Origin of the sequence: Saccharomonospora marina XMU15, assembly GCF_000244955.1 — a bacterium.
GTDB lineage: Bacteria > Actinomycetota > Actinomycetes > Mycobacteriales > Pseudonocardiaceae > Saccharomonospora_A > Saccharomonospora_A marina.
On the sequence record NZ_CM001439.1, the window covers coordinates 5,255,803 to 5,270,837 of the forward strand.

The 15,035-nt window shown below is 68.2% G+C and carries 15 protein-coding genes and 1 other RNA gene; 3 read left to right on the top strand and 13 right to left on the bottom strand.

Features of this window, described 5'->3' with window-relative positions; all coding sequences use genetic code 11:
• Positions 1-79 precede the first annotated feature (79 nt).
• Positions 80-1,006, top strand: a complete 927-nt coding sequence (locus SACMADRAFT_RS24870) for an EamA family transporter (RefSeq protein ID WP_009156623.1) — start codon at positions 80-82, stop codon at positions 1,004-1,006.
• On the opposite strand, the gene SACMADRAFT_RS24875 is transcribed toward SACMADRAFT_RS24870, so the two are convergent.
• The 11 genes from SACMADRAFT_RS24875 to SACMADRAFT_RS24920 all read right to left on the bottom strand — a co-directional run bounded on the left by SACMADRAFT_RS24875 (position 963) and on the right by SACMADRAFT_RS24920 (position 10,972).
• Entirely contained in the window at positions 963-2,009 is a 1,047-nt protein-coding gene (locus tag SACMADRAFT_RS24875) for an ABC transporter ATP-binding protein (RefSeq protein WP_009156624.1), read from the bottom strand. The two genes, SACMADRAFT_RS24870 and SACMADRAFT_RS24875, sit on opposite strands and share 44 nt — an antisense overlap.
• Entirely contained in the window at positions 2,006-2,995 is a 990-nt protein-coding gene (locus tag SACMADRAFT_RS24880) for an ABC transporter ATP-binding protein (RefSeq protein WP_040926800.1), read from the bottom strand. The genes SACMADRAFT_RS24875 and SACMADRAFT_RS24880 overlap by 4 nt, the downstream gene beginning before the upstream one ends.
• Positions 2,996-3,000: 5 nt before the next feature.
• Entirely contained in the window at positions 3,001-3,975 is a 975-nt protein-coding gene (locus SACMADRAFT_RS24885; protein WP_009156626.1) for an ABC transporter permease, read from the bottom strand.
• Between the two features lie 3 nt (positions 3,976-3,978).
• Positions 3,979-5,001 (bottom strand): ABC transporter permease, encoded by a 1,023-nt coding sequence (locus SACMADRAFT_RS24890; protein WP_009156627.1) that lies wholly within the window; start codon positions 4,999-5,001, stop codon positions 3,979-3,981.
• A gap of 9 nt (positions 5,002-5,010) precedes the next feature.
• Entirely contained in the window at positions 5,011-6,693 is a 1,683-nt protein-coding gene (locus tag SACMADRAFT_RS24895; protein ID WP_009156628.1) for an ABC transporter substrate-binding protein, read from the bottom strand.
• A 188-nt stretch (positions 6,694-6,881) separates the two neighbouring features.
• Positions 6,882-7,472, bottom strand: coding sequence for a uridine kinase family protein (locus SACMADRAFT_RS24900; RefSeq protein WP_009156629.1), 591 nt, complete (start codon positions 7,470-7,472; stop codon positions 6,882-6,884).
• Positions 7,462-8,058: a recombination mediator RecR gene (gene recR / locus SACMADRAFT_RS24905; protein WP_009156630.1), complete on the bottom strand. Its 597-nt coding sequence runs from the start codon at positions 8,056-8,058 to the stop codon at positions 7,462-7,464. The genes SACMADRAFT_RS24900 and recR overlap by 11 nt, the downstream gene beginning before the upstream one ends.
• 1 nt (position 8,059) lies before the next feature.
• A complete protein-coding gene (locus tag SACMADRAFT_RS24910; protein WP_009156631.1) occupies positions 8,060-8,419 on the bottom strand; it encodes a YbaB/EbfC family nucleoid-associated protein in 360 nt (119 codons plus the stop codon).
• Positions 8,420-8,513: 94 nt separating this feature from the next.
• Positions 8,514-10,511 (bottom strand): DNA polymerase III subunit gamma and tau, encoded by a 1,998-nt coding sequence (locus SACMADRAFT_RS24915; protein ID WP_040925884.1) that lies wholly within the window; start codon positions 10,509-10,511, stop codon positions 8,514-8,516.
• 54 nt (positions 10,512-10,565) lie between these two features.
• An RNA gene (gene ffs / locus SACMADRAFT_RS29405) (signal recognition particle sRNA small type) lies at positions 10,566-10,658 on the bottom strand.
• Positions 10,659-10,720: 62 nt separating this feature from the next.
• Entirely contained in the window at positions 10,721-10,972 is a 252-nt protein-coding gene (locus SACMADRAFT_RS24920; RefSeq protein ID WP_009156633.1) for a DUF397 domain-containing protein, read from the bottom strand.
• A gap of 239 nt (positions 10,973-11,211) precedes the next feature.
• Here SACMADRAFT_RS24920 and SACMADRAFT_RS24925 point away from each other — a divergent pair, with 239 nt between their 5' ends.
• The gene (locus SACMADRAFT_RS24925) at positions 11,212-11,406 is read left to right on the top strand and encodes a hypothetical protein (RefSeq protein ID WP_009156634.1); all 195 of its coding nucleotides are present in this window, start codon (positions 11,212-11,214) and stop codon (positions 11,404-11,406) included.
• A 9-nt stretch (positions 11,407-11,415) separates the two neighbouring features.
• Here the strand turns inward: SACMADRAFT_RS24925 and SACMADRAFT_RS24930 are convergent, their stop codons facing one another.
• The gene (locus SACMADRAFT_RS24930) at positions 11,416-12,273 is read right to left on the bottom strand and encodes a helix-turn-helix domain-containing protein (protein ID WP_009156635.1); all 858 of its coding nucleotides are present in this window, start codon (positions 12,271-12,273) and stop codon (positions 11,416-11,418) included.
• 108 nt (positions 12,274-12,381) lie between these two features.
• Between SACMADRAFT_RS24930 and gndA the strand changes: the two genes are divergently transcribed.
• A complete protein-coding gene (gene gndA / locus SACMADRAFT_RS24935; protein WP_009156636.1) occupies positions 12,382-13,830 on the top strand; it encodes an NADP-dependent phosphogluconate dehydrogenase in 1,449 nt (482 codons plus the stop codon).
• 4 nt (positions 13,831-13,834) lie between these two features.
• Here the strand turns inward: gndA and SACMADRAFT_RS24940 are convergent, their stop codons facing one another.
• Entirely contained in the window at positions 13,835-15,013 is a 1,179-nt protein-coding gene (locus SACMADRAFT_RS24940; RefSeq protein WP_009156637.1) for a 4-hydroxybenzoate 3-monooxygenase, read from the bottom strand.
• Positions 15,014-15,035 lie beyond the last annotated feature (22 nt).

Consider the following 15,035-nt stretch of genomic DNA (forward strand, 5'->3'; position numbering starts at 1 on the left):
GCGACATTGAAGCGAAACTGCACAGTTAATGCAGAAGAATTCGATAGTCCTTCACAGTCATGGGCGGCAGGCTGGAGACATGCCAACGCGAGACCGCCTGCTCGCCGTGCTCACCGCCGTGCTGTGGGGCTGCAACTTCCTCGCCATCCACGCGATGCTCACCCACTTCCCTCCGCTGCTCGCGGGTGCGCTGCGGTTCGTCGTGATCGCGATCCCGACGATGCTGCTCGTGCCGTGGCCTGGGGTGAAGGTGCGCTGGCTGATCGGTTTCGGGCTCGGGTTCGGCACCCTGCAGTTCGCCTTCCTGTTCGTCGGACTCGACGTCGGAATGCCCACCGGTCTCGCCTCGCTGGTGTTGCAGGCCTCGGCACCGTTCACGGTGTTGCTCGGCGCGCTGTTCCTGCGCGAGCGGCTGGCAGGAAGGCAACTCGTCGGCATCGCACTCGCGGTGATCGGCATGGCAGCGATCGCGTGGCAGCGCGCTGAGCACGCCGCACTGCTGCCGGTGGTCCTGACCTTGCTCGGCGCGCTGAGCTGGGCGGCGGGCAACCTCTGCTCCCGGCAGGCTCGCCCGGACAACCCACTGCACTTCACGCTGTGGATGTCGGTCGTGCCGCCGCTGCCGATGTTCGGCCTTTCGCTGATCTTCGAGGGCCCCGCACGGCAGTGGACAGCGCTGTCCACCGCGTTCGAGCCATCGGCGCTGCCCGCGCTCGCCGGATTCGGCTACGTGGTCTTGCTCGGTACCGTGGCGGGCTCGAGCATCTGGACCACGCTGATGCGCCGCAACCCGGCCAGCACCGTGGCGCCGTTCTCGTTGCTCGTTCCCGTGGTTGGGCTGTCGCTGGCGTTCGTGGTGCTGAACGAGCGCCCGACCGTGGTCGAGATCGGCGCGAGCGTCGTGGTGGTCGCGGGTGTGCTGCTCGGCTCGCTTCGTCCCTCGGCGACCGCGCAGGCGCGACTCAGCCCTGCCCGTGACTCACCGTCTGCTCCGAACGCGGTGTGATCCGCCCCGCGAGGATGTCCTCGGCGTAGTGGCAGGCCACGCGGTGGCCCTCGGTCAGCTCACGCAACGGTGGCCGTTCGGTGTCGCACCTGGTCTCCTGCCGCCACGGACAGCGGGTGTGGAATCGGCAGCCGGTCGGCGGCGCGGCGGGGGAAGGAAGGTCACCGGAGAGCAGCAAATGTTCCCTGCTGTCCTCCACCACCGGGTCGGGAACCGGCACCGCCGACAGCAACGCCCTCGTGTAGGGGTGCAGCGGCTGCTCGTACAACTCGTCGGCTCCTGCTTCCTCCACCAGCGAGCCGAGGTACATCACGCCGATGCGGTCGCTGATGTGCCTGACGACGGCGAGGTCGTGGGCAATCACCAGGTAGGTGAGGCCGAACTCGTCCTGCAACTCCTCAAGCAGGTTCAGCACCTGCGCCTGCACCGAGACGTCCAGCGCCGAAACCGGCTCGTCCGCCACGATCAGGTCCGGTTCCAGCGCGAGCGCCCTGGCTATGCCGATGCGCTGCCGTTGCCCACCTGAGAACTCGTGCGGGTACCGGCGCAGCGCGTTCTCGGGCAGGCCCACCGCCGCGAGCAACTCCTTAAGCCGCGCCCTGGTTCGTTCGCGGTCGGTGTCAAGCCCGTGTGCCCGCATGCCCTCGACGAGCAGCGACTCCACCGACTGCCTGGGGTCCAAACTGGACAGCGGGTCCTGGAACACCATCTGCATTCGCCTGCGCATCCTGCGCAGGCGCTCGCCCTTGAGCGTGGCGAGGTCCACACCGTCGAACACGATACGGCCACCGGTGGGCTCCACGAGGCGAAGCAGCGCCCTGCCGAGCGTGGACTTGCCGCAGCCGGACTCGCCGACAAGCCCGTAGGTCTCTCCCTTGCGGACGGTAAGGCTCACCCCGTCGACGGCGTACACGTGGCCGACCGTGCGATCCAGCACAATGCCGCGCTTGATCGGGAAATGCACCTTGACGTCTTCGAGCGTAACCAGCGCGTCGTCGGTCACCGGACTCCCTCCGCGACGGCGGCCTCCACCGGGTTGTGGCACCGCAGCATCCCGCCACGGTCGGCCACCAGTTCCGGTGTCAGCGACCAGCACCGTTCTACGTTGTTGGGGCAGCGCGGGGCGAACGCACACCCGGCCGTCCACGGGATGTTGTCCGTCACCGACCCCCTGATCGGCACGAGCTTCTCACCACGCGGCGCGTCGAGCCGGGGAATAGATGCCAGCAGGCCGTGGGTGTAGGGGTGCCTCGGCTGCGAGAACAGCGCGTGCCGCTGCGCCCGCTCCACGATCCGGCCGCCGTACATGACGTTCACCTGATCACACAGCCCGGCGACGACACCGAGATCGTGAGTGATCATGATGAGCGCGGTGTCCGTGCCGGAAACCAACTCGGTGAGCAGGCTGAGGATCTGCGCCTGAATGGTCACGTCGAGCGCGGTGGTCGGCTCGTCCGCGATGAGCAGCCTCGGCCTGCACGCCAGCGCGATGGCGATCAGCACGCGCTGCCGCATTCCACCGGACAACTGATGCGGGTACTCGTCGACGCGGCGCAGCGGGTCCGGGATGCCGACCCGGTTGAGCAGTTCGACGGCATGGTCCCTGGCTTCCTTGCGCGACACCTGCCGATGCCGCCGCAGCACCTCCGTGATCTGCACCCCGACGGGCACCACGGGGTTCAGCGAGGACAGCGGATCCTGAAAGACCATGCCGAGATCGCGGCCTCGCCGCTCGTCCATCTCCCGCTGCGAGAGACCGAGCAACTCCGTGCCGTCGAAGGAGACCGAACCGGACCGCCGAACTCCGCGGTTCGGCAGCAAACCCATGATCGCCAGCGAGGTGACGGACTTACCGCACCCGGATTCCCCGACGAGCCCGACCGTTTCGCCGGGCTGCACGTCGAAACTGATCGAGTCGACCGCGACGGTGGGGTCCTCGCCCCTGCGTTGAAAGACGACGGACAGGTCGCGGACTTCGAGTAGTGCCACCGCCGTCACCGCCGTTGCCGTGGGTCGAGGGCTTCCCGCATCGACTCGCCGACGAGCGTGAAACCGAGTGCCACCACGATGATGCAGGCCGCGGGCCAAAAAGCCAGGTGCGGCTGGCTGTCGAAGTAGTCCTGGGCGTTGCCGAGCATCTGGCCCCATTCGGGAGTCGAGTCGTCCGCCGCGCCGAGCCCCAGAAAGGACAGCGCGGCCGCGTCGAGGATCGCGATCGCCAGCACGAGCGTGGACTGCACGATCACCGGCCCGAGCGAGTTCGGCACGATGTGCCGGAACACGATGGCGCCGCGTTTCACGCCGAGTGCCTTGGCCGCCAGCACGTGGTCGCTCTCGCGCACGCTGAGCATCGTGCCGCGCAGCAGCCGCGCGAAGATCGGTATCTGCACGATCGCGACCGCGATGATCACGGAGAACTGCGTCTGCTGCACGAACAGCGCACCGATGGAGACGGCGAGCAGCAGCGAGGGAATGGACAGCAGCACGTCCACGATCCGCATCACGACCGTGTCGACCCAGCCGCCGAAGGCGCCCGCGAGGGTACCGAGCACCGTCCCGCCACCGAGCCCGATCACGGTAGCCAGTACCGCGACCATCAGGGTCTGCTGCGAACCGAGCAGCATCCGGGAGAACAGGTCACGGCCGTACTGGTCGCCGCCGAGCGGATGTCCCGGCTGCGGCGGCGGAATCTCGTTGCGGGCGTTGGAGACCTGGTCCTCCAACAGCCGCAGCCCCGGATCGTGCGGCGCGATGAACGGGGCGAGCAGCGCCAGCAGCACGAACAGTCCGATGATGGTGGCACCGATCAGGAAGATCGGGTTTCGGCGCAACCGCCGCCACGCCGAGACGGCGAGGCTGATGCCCTCGTCCGGCGCCCCTGACGACCCGCCCTGCTGGCCTTCACCCGCAGCGGGCGGGCGGGCCGAGGTGGCGGCAAGCCGATCGATCTTCGTCGCACGCGACGTCATGTCTCAGCTCCCCTTGCGCACTGTGCGGATGCGCGGATCGATCACGGCATACGACAGGTCGACAACGAGATTGACCAGCACGTAGGCCATCGCGGCCGCGATGATCACCACCTGCAGCACGGGGAAATCCTTGCGCTCGAACCCGAGTGCCAGCGCCTCACCGATGCCGTGCCAGGCGAACACCGTCTCGGTGAGTACGGCACCGGACAGCAGCGCGCCCGTCTGCAGCCCGATGGTCGTGACCACCGGCAGCATCGCGTTGCGCAGGATGTGCCGGTCGCGGATCACCCACTGGGCAAGGCCCTTGGACCTGGCCGTGCGTACGTAGTCCTCGTCCAACACGTCCAGCACCGACGCCCTGGTGATGCGAAAGATCACCGCGAACGGGATGGAGGCCAGCGCGAGCGCGGGCAGCAGCAGGTGCTTCAGCGCGTCAAGGGCGGCATCCCACTCCCGGGTGAGTATGCCGTCGAGCACGAAGAACCCGGTGACCCTCGTGGCGTCGATCCCCGCGCTCTGCCTGCCGCCGGTGGGCAGCAGACCCAACTCGATGGACAGCAGGTACTTCAGCAGGAAGGCCAGGAAGAAGATCGGGATGGAGATACCGATCATCGAGCCGACCACGCCGACGTTGTCCAGCCAGCCGCCGCGGTGCCTTGCAGCGAGGTAACCGAGCGGGATCGCCGCGATCAGCGCGAGCACGATCGCGGCGATGCTCAGCTCGACGGTGGCCGGGAACCGCTCCAGGAACAGTTCCGTCGCCGGCTTGCCCGGCGAGACTCCGGTGGAGGTGCCGAAGTCGCCGGTCAATGCCCTGCCGAGGAAGGCGAGGTACTGGACGAAGATCGGCTCGTCCAGCCCGAGCGCCTCCCTCAGCTGCGCCCGGCTCTCCGCCGTGCCGCGGTTGCCGAGGATGGCCGCGACCGGCCCTCCCGGCAATGCCCGCAGCCAGGCGAAGAGCAGCACCGACAGTACGAACACCACGAGTGCGAGTTGCAGCACCCGCCTAACGGTGAAGCGGAGCACGTTCTCGCTTTACTCGGAGGCCGACACGGTGACCGGTGCGAACTCCTCCTTCGTCAGCGGGCTCGGCACGAGCCCCTGCACGTCGGGGGAGACGACGATGGCGGGAGGCGAGTGCGAGAGCGGGATGGCGGGCAGATACTCCGACATCAGCTTGCGGTTGATCTCTTGGTACTTCGCCTCGCGCTGCGCCGGGTCCACCGTGGCGGCCGCCGCGTCGAGCGCCTTCGACAGTTCCTCGCCCCACGGCGAGCCCTTGGTCCAGAACTGGTTCTCCGTGGTACCGAAGAAGGTGCCGATGAAGTTGTCCGGCGAGTTGTAGTCACCGGTCCAGCCGAGCAGGAAAAGTTGCGCCTTGGCGACCTCGACCTGGTCGATGTAGCCGCCCGCCCACGGCTTGCTGATGGGCTTGACGGTGATGCCGGCCTCTTCCAGGTCCTCCTTGATGGCGCCGAAGATGGCCTGCGGGTTCGGCATGTACGGGCGCGTGACCTGCGTGGGCCACCACAACTCGACGGTCAGGTTCTCGTGACCGGCCTGCTTGAGCAGCTGCTTGGCCTTGTCGGGGTCGTGCGGGTACTGCGTGACGTCGTCGGCGTAGCCGTCCACCGTCGGCGGGTACATCTGCTTGGCGACCTCGGCCTTCTCCGGCATCACGGACTTGACCAGGTTCTCCCTGTCGATCGCGTATGCCAGCGCCTGCCGCACCCGCAGGTCCCGCAACGCGGGGTTGTTCTTCTGCGTGATGCCCAGGTAGAGGATGTTGAAGGGGTCGCGGATCTGCAGGTTGAAGCCCGCCTTCTCAAGGGCGTCCCAGTCCGACGGCGACGGGAAGTCGTAGCCGTCGATGTCTCCGGCCTCCAACGCCTGCTTGCGCGCGGTCTCGTCGGGAATCACGCGGAAGATCAGCTTGCTGAGCTTGGCCTTCTCGCCCCAGTAGTCGTCGTTTCGCACCAACTCGACGGTGCCGTTGCCCTCGTCGTAGCTGGAGAACTTGAACGGGCCGGTACCCGTGGGGTGCTGCCGGGCGTACTCGGAGAAGACGAAGCTGTCGCCCTGCGCCTTGACGTCGTTGGCCTTGTACTCGTCCATCGCCGCGGGGCTCTGCATGCCGAAGGAGTCCTGGCTGAGCAGCGTCGGGAAGCCCGCATGGAAGCGGGTCAGCTCGAGCACCACGGTCGAGTCGTTCTCGGCGGTGCACGACTTGTAAAGCGATGGCTGCTTGCCGTCGGAGAACCCGCCGAAGTTCTCGATCCAGTAGTAGGACAGGGCCGCGGTGGCCCCGGCGCCGGTCTGGTTGTACATCCGTTCGAAGTTCTTGCAGACGGCGTCGGCGTTGAACGGTGTGCCGTCGTGGAACTTCACGCCTTCCTGGAGGGTGAAGGTCCAGGTCTTGCCGTCCTCACTGGACTTCCACTCCTTGGCGAGCTCCGGCTCCAACTCGGCGGTGCCCGGCTTGAGCCCGACGAGGTTCTCGAACATCTGCCTGGTGACGCGGAACGTCTCGCCGTCGGAGGCGTAGAAGGGATCGAAGTTCGACGGAGCTCCCGTGGCTCCGAACACCAGCGTGCCGCCTTCGGAGCCACCACCGCTGTCGCGCTGGGACTCGGCACACGCGGACATCGAGATCGCGAGCGCGCCTGCAAGCCCGATCAGGGCGATGCGGCGCGGGCGGGCCACCCGCAGTTGGAGCATGTTGGCACTCCTCGAGGAATTACATCAGTTCGAGCCGTACACACGATCGTGTGCACGGTTGGTGGGAGACCCTAGCGGTTATCGCTCGCTTACTTAAGACCCCAAAGTTACGATCCGGCTACACAGGACCGGACCATGGCGTGAATTCACCAACGCATAGCGACGCTACGTAGCCGGTGAGGGGTTCGTCACCCCTCCTCATCAGGATGGACTAGGCCAATTGTGCGATCCGCGTTGTGGGCTGTCCGGTCGACCGCGTACCAACCGTGTTCGAACCGCTGCCATTCCCGCAGCCGCGGCCCGGCCGACTCACCGTCGCGCGCCACCGCCCGCTCAAGTCTCTCCGCCGGTGGCGGGCCGCTGACCCAGCACAGCACGGAAAGCCGGTGCCGCACCGACGCCCTCCCGGCCGAGACGCCCTCCAACACGAGCACGTCGGGCACCGGTACCCGCACCCACTGCCCGAGTTCCGGCGCGGGGCCGGTCCAGTCCATCCTGCGATAGCTGCCTGGGCGACCCGCCGCGAGTGGTTCGAGCACACCGGCGAGAAGCCTGGGCCACCAGGCGACCGGAACATCCCACGTCGCGAAGTCGTCGGTGCTCACCAGCGTGACCGCGACACCGCACTCGCGCAGCACGCGCACCACGTCACGAGCCAGCGTCGATTTGCCCGCACCTGAGGGGCCGTCGATGGCGAGCATTCGCACCGGCCCCAGCCTCGGCGGCGCCGCGAGCACGGACTCCGCGAGCAGGTCCGCGTCGGTTCGCTCAGAGCGCACGGCGACCGGAGAGCGCGCGGCCGAGCGTCAACTCGTCGGCGAACTCCAGGTCACCGCCCATCGGTAGGCCTGAAGCCAGCCTTGTCACGGTCAGCCCGGGGAAATCGCGCAGCATGCGGACCAGGTAGGTCGCCGTCGCTTCGCCCTCGGTGTTCGGGTCGGTCGCGATGATGACCTCGGAGACCTCTTCGGCGCCGATCCTGGCCAGCAGTTCCCTGATGCGTAGCTGATCCGGGCCGATACCCGACAACGGATCGAGGGCTCCGCCGAGCACGTGGTAGCGGCCTCGGTACTCGCGGGTGCGCTCGACCGCGAGTACGTCCTTCGGCTCCTCGACCACGCACAGCAGCGAGGAGTCTCGCCTGACGTCGGAACAGATTCGGCAGCGCTCGTTCTCCGAGACGTTGCCGCAGACGTCGCAGAACCGCACGCCGTCTCGCACCTTGCCGAGCACGTCCTGCAGCCGCGCGAGGTCGGCGGGATCGGTCGCGAGCAGGTGGAAGGCGATGCGCTGCGCGCTCTTGGGACCGATGCCGGGCAGCCGCCCCAGCTCATCGATCAGGTCCTGAACGACGCCTTCGTACAACCTACTGTCCAGGAAGTCCGAGGCCGCCCAGGTCGGGCATGCCCCCGCCGAGACCACCCGCGAGCGGCCCCAGCTTCTCCTCGGTGAGTTTCTGCGCGTTGTGCGTCGCGTCGCGCACGGCGGCGACCACCAGATCGGCCAGCGTCTCGGTGTCGTCAGGGTCGACGATCTTGGGGTCGATGGTGAGGTTCTTCAGTTCGAGGCCACCGGTGACGGTCGCGGTCACGAGCCCGCCACCGGACGTGCCGGTCACCTCTGCCTCCGCCAGCTCCTGTTGCGCCGTGACGAGCTGCTCCTGCATCTTCTGCGCCTGCTGCAGGATCTGCTGCATGTCGGGCATTCCGCCGCCGGGTTGCACCATGATGAGGCTTTCCGATCCGATCGCTTGGTTGCAGTGCTGTCCAGCCTAGTCGCAGCGCCGCCCCGCACCACGTACCCGTGCGGTGGCGTCGCGTTCAGTCCAGCGGCCGTGCCCCGAGGTGGTCGGAGATCAGCCGGTGCGCGCGGGCGTCCGGGTCCGCGCCGTCCGCCTCGGGATCGCCGGGAGGCTGCGCCGCACCAGGCTCCACCTTGCCTGCGGGCGGGTACGGCTCCTCTTCGTCCTCCGGCTCCGGGGGCAGTGGAATGTCCGGTTCCGAGGTGGGCTGGGTGGGCCTGCCGCGCGGCCTCTCCTCCGCGGGCTGTGGCTCCGGTCGGCGGCGTGACTGCGGCTGCTCGGCGTCGGACCGCGAGTGTTGCCTCGGCTGCGGCCGCGTGGCGGCGGGCTGCTGCCCGGCGGCCTCCGGCTTCGGCCGGGACCTCACCGCCCCCGCGTGCACGCATCGCACCGTCCACTCGCCGGAGAGCACCTGGCCGAGCGCCGTGGCGATGCACTCCACGTTGCGCTGCTCCGAAAGCCGCCGAACCAACGGCTCGGCCGTGTGCGTGAGCACCACGGTGGAGCCCTCGACGTCCTGCACGGCGGCGCCGGTCAGCAGGGCCTCGGTGCTACGGCTGAGCTTGCGCACCGCCGCGAGCACCTGCGGCCAGCACTGCCGAAGGGCTGCGGCGTCCACTCCGCCTCGGGTGGGTTCGGCGGCCGCGTCCGGTCGCGGGCCTGCGGCCTGCGGTGCGGCCTGCTCACCCGTCTCCGCCGTGGCGGCGAGTTCGCGACCCGGCTTGGTGGCGACACGCTGCGACGGCCGCTCGAACGACCGCTGTGGCTGTGGCTGCCTGCTTGGCTGCGGCGGTTGCCGTGACGGTTGCGAGTTGTCCTGACCCCGGCCGGGTTGCGCCTCGGCCGGGACGGCCGCCGCCGTGACCCGCCGCTCCAACCGCTCCAGCCGTTGCAGCATCGATCCCTCGTCGTCGGAGACCTCGGGCAGCAGCATCCTTGCGCTGAGCAACTCGAGCAGCAGCCGGGGTGCGGTGGCGCCACGCATCTCCAGCAGGCCGTTGTGGAGGATCTCCGCGTAGCGCGTCAGCGTGCCCGGCTTCAACCGCTCCGCCTGACCGACCATCCGTTCGACCTGCTCGTCGGGGGCCGAGACCATGCCCGAGGTCGCCGCGTCCGGCACGGAGCGCAGCAGGATGAGATCCCGCATCCGGTCGAGCAGGTCGCTGGCGAACCGGCGCGGGTCGTGGCCTGCCTCGGCCAGCCGGTCGATAGTGGCGAAGACGTTCTTGGCGTCGTCGGCGGCAAGGGCATCCACCATCGCGTCGATCAGCGCGACATCGGTGACCCCGAGCAGCGCCACGGCACGCTCGTAGGTGATCCCCTCCTGGCCGGCGCCCGCCAGCAGTTGGTCGAGCACGGATTGCGTGTCACGGGCCGATCCACCGCCTGCCCTGATGACCAGCGGGAACACCGCTGGCTCCACCGCGACGCCCTCGGCCGCGACGTTGCGTTCCAGCAATTCGCGCATGGCGCTCGGCGGGATCAGCCGGAACGGATAGTGGTGGGTACGCGACCGGATGGTGGGCAGCACCTTGTCCGGTTCCGTCGTCGCGAAGATGAAGATCAGGTGTTCCGGCGGCTCCTCGACGATCTTGAGCAGCGCGTTGAATCCCTGCGGGGTGACCATGTGCGCCTCGTCGATGATGAACACCCGATAGCGTGACTCCGCGGGCGCGTAGAACGCCCGGTCGCGCAGGTCCCGCGCGTCGTCGACCCCGCCGTGGCTGGCGGCGTCGAGTTCGGTGACGTCCACACTGCCAGGGCCCTCCGGAGCCAGCGCCCTGCACGGATCGCACTTGCCACACGGGTCGGGTGTCGGCCCCTCGACGCAGTTCAGCGAGCGGGCCATGATGCGAGCGCTGGAGGTCTTGCCGCACCCACGCGGGCCGGAGAACAGGTAGGCGTGGTTGATGCGGTTGGCGGCGAGCGCGGTGCGCAGCGGTTCCGTGACGTGCTCCTGCCCGACGACCTCGGCGAAGGTCGCGGGCCGGTACTTGCGGTACAGCGCTAGTGCCACGCCGCGAGAGTACCGCCAACCTCCGACGGTTCCGCCGTGCTCCCCGCCGAACGCAAAAGGGGACCCCCGCACCCGCCAGAGCCTGCTTATCCTTGCTGCCTTCCGGCCCTGGGGAGGTTCACAGGGTGGACGCCGCGGGGGTCCAACAACAGTCTAGGCCACCCACTGCCCGCGCGGTGATCCGGCCGGGTCAGCTCGTCGGAGCCGCACTACTCGGGCAGGTCGAACTGCCCTGCCTTGACGGCGACGAGGAAGGCCTGCCATTCGGCCGCGTCGAAGACCAGCACGGGACTGTGCGACAGCTTCGTGTCCCGCACGCCCACTCTTCCCCCGCTCAGGTTCACCTCGACGCAGTTGCCACCGTTGGGTTCGCTGGCGAACGACTTCTGCCAGGCCGTCGCGTCGAACGTGTCCGCGACGACCGCCGGATCATAATCCCCTCGCGGGGGATAATCGGCCATGGCAATACCTCCGTGCCCCGGTTTCGGGCGCGCGAAGCGATGTGTCGACAGTCACACATTTCCCGCGCCCGAGCGTCGATCCGACGAAGGGATGCCGCCATCCGTGGGACATGCGACTCGCCGGCTCGACAGCGTGATTATTCTCAGACTAGGATTATTACTATCGGTAGGGTGATCTTGAATGGTAGCGGGGGCCGATCCGTGAGAGATCGGCAACAGCGCCGGGGGTTGGAGTGACGATGGCCGTACGACTCGACGTGGAGCGGGCGCTGACCGAGCGATCCGCTCGTACCGGCGAGACCGAACCAACCAACCGTGGTCGCCGGACCCGGTTCAGCCTCGGAAGGCGGACGGCCCCCAGGCAGTCGGGTTCGGTGCCTGCTGTCGCCGACTCGTCGGCACTGCGCTACCTCTACCAGCACAGCCTCGCGTAGCCCACGGGCTCACGAATTGAGCACGTGGCGGTACTCCTCCGCCAGTTGCTTGAAGAACTGCCTCGTCTCCTGGCGTTCCAGCGCCGCGCCGCGCAGCCGATCCCACGCGTCGACGAAGATCTGGAAGTCCTTGACGTCGTCGAGGTAGAGCCCGCCCGCCGAGTGCTCGATGTAGACGAAATCCCTCGTGCGGTCGGGAAATCGCATGATGGTGAAGTCGTTGGGAACGGCGGCGAGCTTGGCGTCGAACGGCAACACGTGCACATACACCCGCTGCCGCCGCTCCAGTTCCAGCATGTGCTCGAGTTGGTCGAGCATCACCGCGGGCGCGTGTCCTCCCGGCGCCCTGCGCAGTGCCGCCTCAGAGATGATGAACCGGTAGTACGGCGGCTGCTGCTGGTCGAACACCGCCTTGCGGTCGAGCCGGTTGCGGACCAACGAGGTGACGTCGGTGGCGCCGAACTCGGTGAACTGCTTGAGCATGTAGTGTTCGGACTGTAACGGGCCGGGAATGCGCTCCCCGTGCCATGTCATGATCTCCGACGCAGCGGGTTCCAGATCGGTGAACGTGCGGAACCAGTGCGGGACCACCGAGCGGTAACCCGACCAGTGCCCTCGCTGCCCCGCCGCCGCCCTCGCCAGCCCGAGCAGGGTGTCGGCCTCGTCTCCCACGATGCCGAACGCGTCCAGCATCGCCCGCACGTCGCCGAGTTTGACGCCGACCGAGCCGGACTCGATCTTGTTGACCTTGCCCTGAGTACATCCGAGGATGTCGGCGACCTGCTGCTGGGTAAGGCCCGAGGACGTACGCGCATGGCGCAGCTCGTTGCCGAGCTGCTTGCGGCGGGAGGTGACGGTTGTGGTCATGGCGGAAGCTGACGTTACCGTTTTCGGGCGTCGAGTAGAAATCGCCTCACCGGCTGGCTTTCACGCTTTCGGCGGCCGGTGATCAGCACCGAGCGTAAGGTGCGGGGCATGAGCGAGAAAGCGAGCATCGGTGTCACCGGCCTCGCGGTGATGGGCCGCAACCTGGCGCGGAATCTGGCCAGGCACGGCTACCGCGTCGCGGTGCACAATCGCACCCCGCAACGCACCCGTGACCTCGTCGAGCGGTTCGGGTCCGAAGGTGAGTTCGTTCCCGCCTACTCGGCGGAGTCGTTCGTGGCGGCACTGAGCAGGCCGCGCCAGATCGTGGTGATGGTGAAGGCCGGAGCGGCCACCGACGCGGTGATCGACGAGTTCGCCGAGTTGCTGGAACCCGGTGACGTGCTGGTCGACGCGGGCAACGCGCACTTCGCCGACACCAGGCGGCGGGAGGCGGCACTTCGGGAACGCGGCCTGCACTTCGTCGGCACCGGCGTGTCCGGTGGCGAGGAAGGCGCGCTGCACGGCCCGAGCATCATGCCGGGCGGTTCCGAGGAGTCCTACCGGACCCTGGGTCCGCTGCTGGAGGACATCGCCGCGAAGGTGGACGGCACACCCTGCTGCGCCCACATCGGCCCTGACGGGTCCGGCCACTTCGTGAAGATGGTGCACAACGGCATCGAGTACTCCGACATGCAGCTCATCGCCGAGTCGTTCGACCTGCTGCGTGGCGCGCTGGGCTACGAGCCTGCCCAGATCGCCGAGGTGTTTCGTACCTGGAACACCGGGCGGCTCGACTCCTACCTGATCGAGATCACCTCGGAAGTGCTCGCACACACCGACGCCGAGACCGGCAGGCCGTTCGTCGACGTGATCGCCGATCAGGCAGAGCAGAAGGGCACGGGCCGCTGGACCGTGCAGACCGGACTGGACCTCGGCATCCCGATCAGCGGGATCGCCGAGGCCACCTTCGCGCGGTCACTTTCGGGACACACCGCACTGCGGGCTGCGGCGGCCGACCTCGCAGGCCCGCCGCGCACACCACTGTCGGGCTCTGCGGCGCAGCGCTTCGCCGACGACGTCGAGCAGGCGCTCTACGCCTCGAAGGTGGTGGCCTACGCCCAGGGCTTCGACCAGATCCGGGCAGCAGGCCAGGAGTACGGCTGGAACATCGACCTCGGCTCCGTGGCCGCGATCTGGCGAGGCGGCTGCATCATCCGCGCGAAGTTCCTCGACGACATCCGCGCCGCCTTCGCCGCCGATCCCGCCCAACCCACGCTGCTGACCAGTGGTGAGTTCCGCAAGGCGCTCGAAGCGGCGCAGGACTCGTGGCGATCGGTGGTCGCAACGGCCGTGCGGCTGGGCATTCCCACCCCCGGCCTTTCCACGGCGCTGGCCTACTACGACGGCGTGCGCGCGCCTCGGCTGCCCGCCGCGCTGGTGCAGGCGCAGCGGGACTACTTCGGTGCCCACACCTACCGGCGGGTGGACAGGGAGGGCACGTTCCACACGGAGTGGGCCGAGCCCACGCGGCCCGAAAGCCGCGTGGACCAGCCGTAGCCGATCACCTGAACGGCAGGCCCACGTAGTTCTCGGCGAGGCTGCCCGCCGCGGCCTTGGACGTCACGGTGTAGCGCAACTGGGAGAGCTGCAGGCGCTGCTGGAAGGCATCGGCGCCCGGGTCGGCGTGCAGCATCTGCGTCATGTACCAGGAGAAGTGCTCGGCTCGCCACACCCGATCCAGGCAGCGGTCGGAGTAGGCCGCCGCGGGCTCGGGGTCGCCGTCCTGCAGCAGCGCCTTCAGCGCCCAGGCGAGGTTGCGCACGTCCGCGATCGCGAGGTTCATTCCCTTCGCACCGGTGGGCGGCACGATGTGGGCCGCGTCGCCCGCGAGGAAGAGCCTGCCGTACTGCATGGGCTCAACCACGAAGCTGCGCATCGGCGTGATGCTCTTCTCGATGATGGGGCCCTCCCGCACGGTGAAGCCGTCCCTGGTCTCCAGCCGCTGCTGCAACTCCGACCAGATGCGCTCGTCAGGCCAGTTGTCGATCGACTCGTCCGGCGGGACCTGCAGGTAGAGCCGGGTGAGTTCGGGTGAGCGCATGCTGTGCAGCGCGAAGCCGCGCTCGTGCCTTGCGTAGATCAGTTCCTCGTGCGAGGGCGGCGTCTTGGCGAGCACGCCGAGCCAGGCGAAGGGGTATTCGTGGTCGTAGACCTTCAGCTTCCCCTCCGGGATGGAGGGCCTGCTGACGCCGTGGAAGCCGTCGCAACCGGCGACGGCGGCGCAGTTCAGTTCGCGGGCGTTTCCTTCGGCGTCGGTGTAGGTCACCCGGGGCCGTTCGGTTTCGAGGTCGTGCAGTGCCACATCGGACACCTCGAACTCGATCCGCAGCCCCTTGTCCACGTGCGCGGTGATGAGATCTTTCACGATCTCCTGCTGGCCGTAGACGGTGATGCACTTGCCGGTCAGTTCCGTCAGCGGGATGCGGTGGTCCTGGCCCTCGAAGCGGAAGGACAACCCGTGATGCGGCATCCCCTCGGCGTCCATCCGCGCGCCGACGCCGATGTTGCGCAGCAGGTCGACGGTCGGCTGCTCGCACACACCCGCGCGCACCCGCTTCTCGACGTATTCGCGGCTGCGGGCCTCGAGTACCACCGCGTCGATACCTTGCAGGTGCAGCAGGTACGACAGCAGCAGGCCCGCAGGGCCCGCCCCGATGATGCCAACCTGGGTGTCCGTCACCGGTTCCTCCGTCTCACACGTC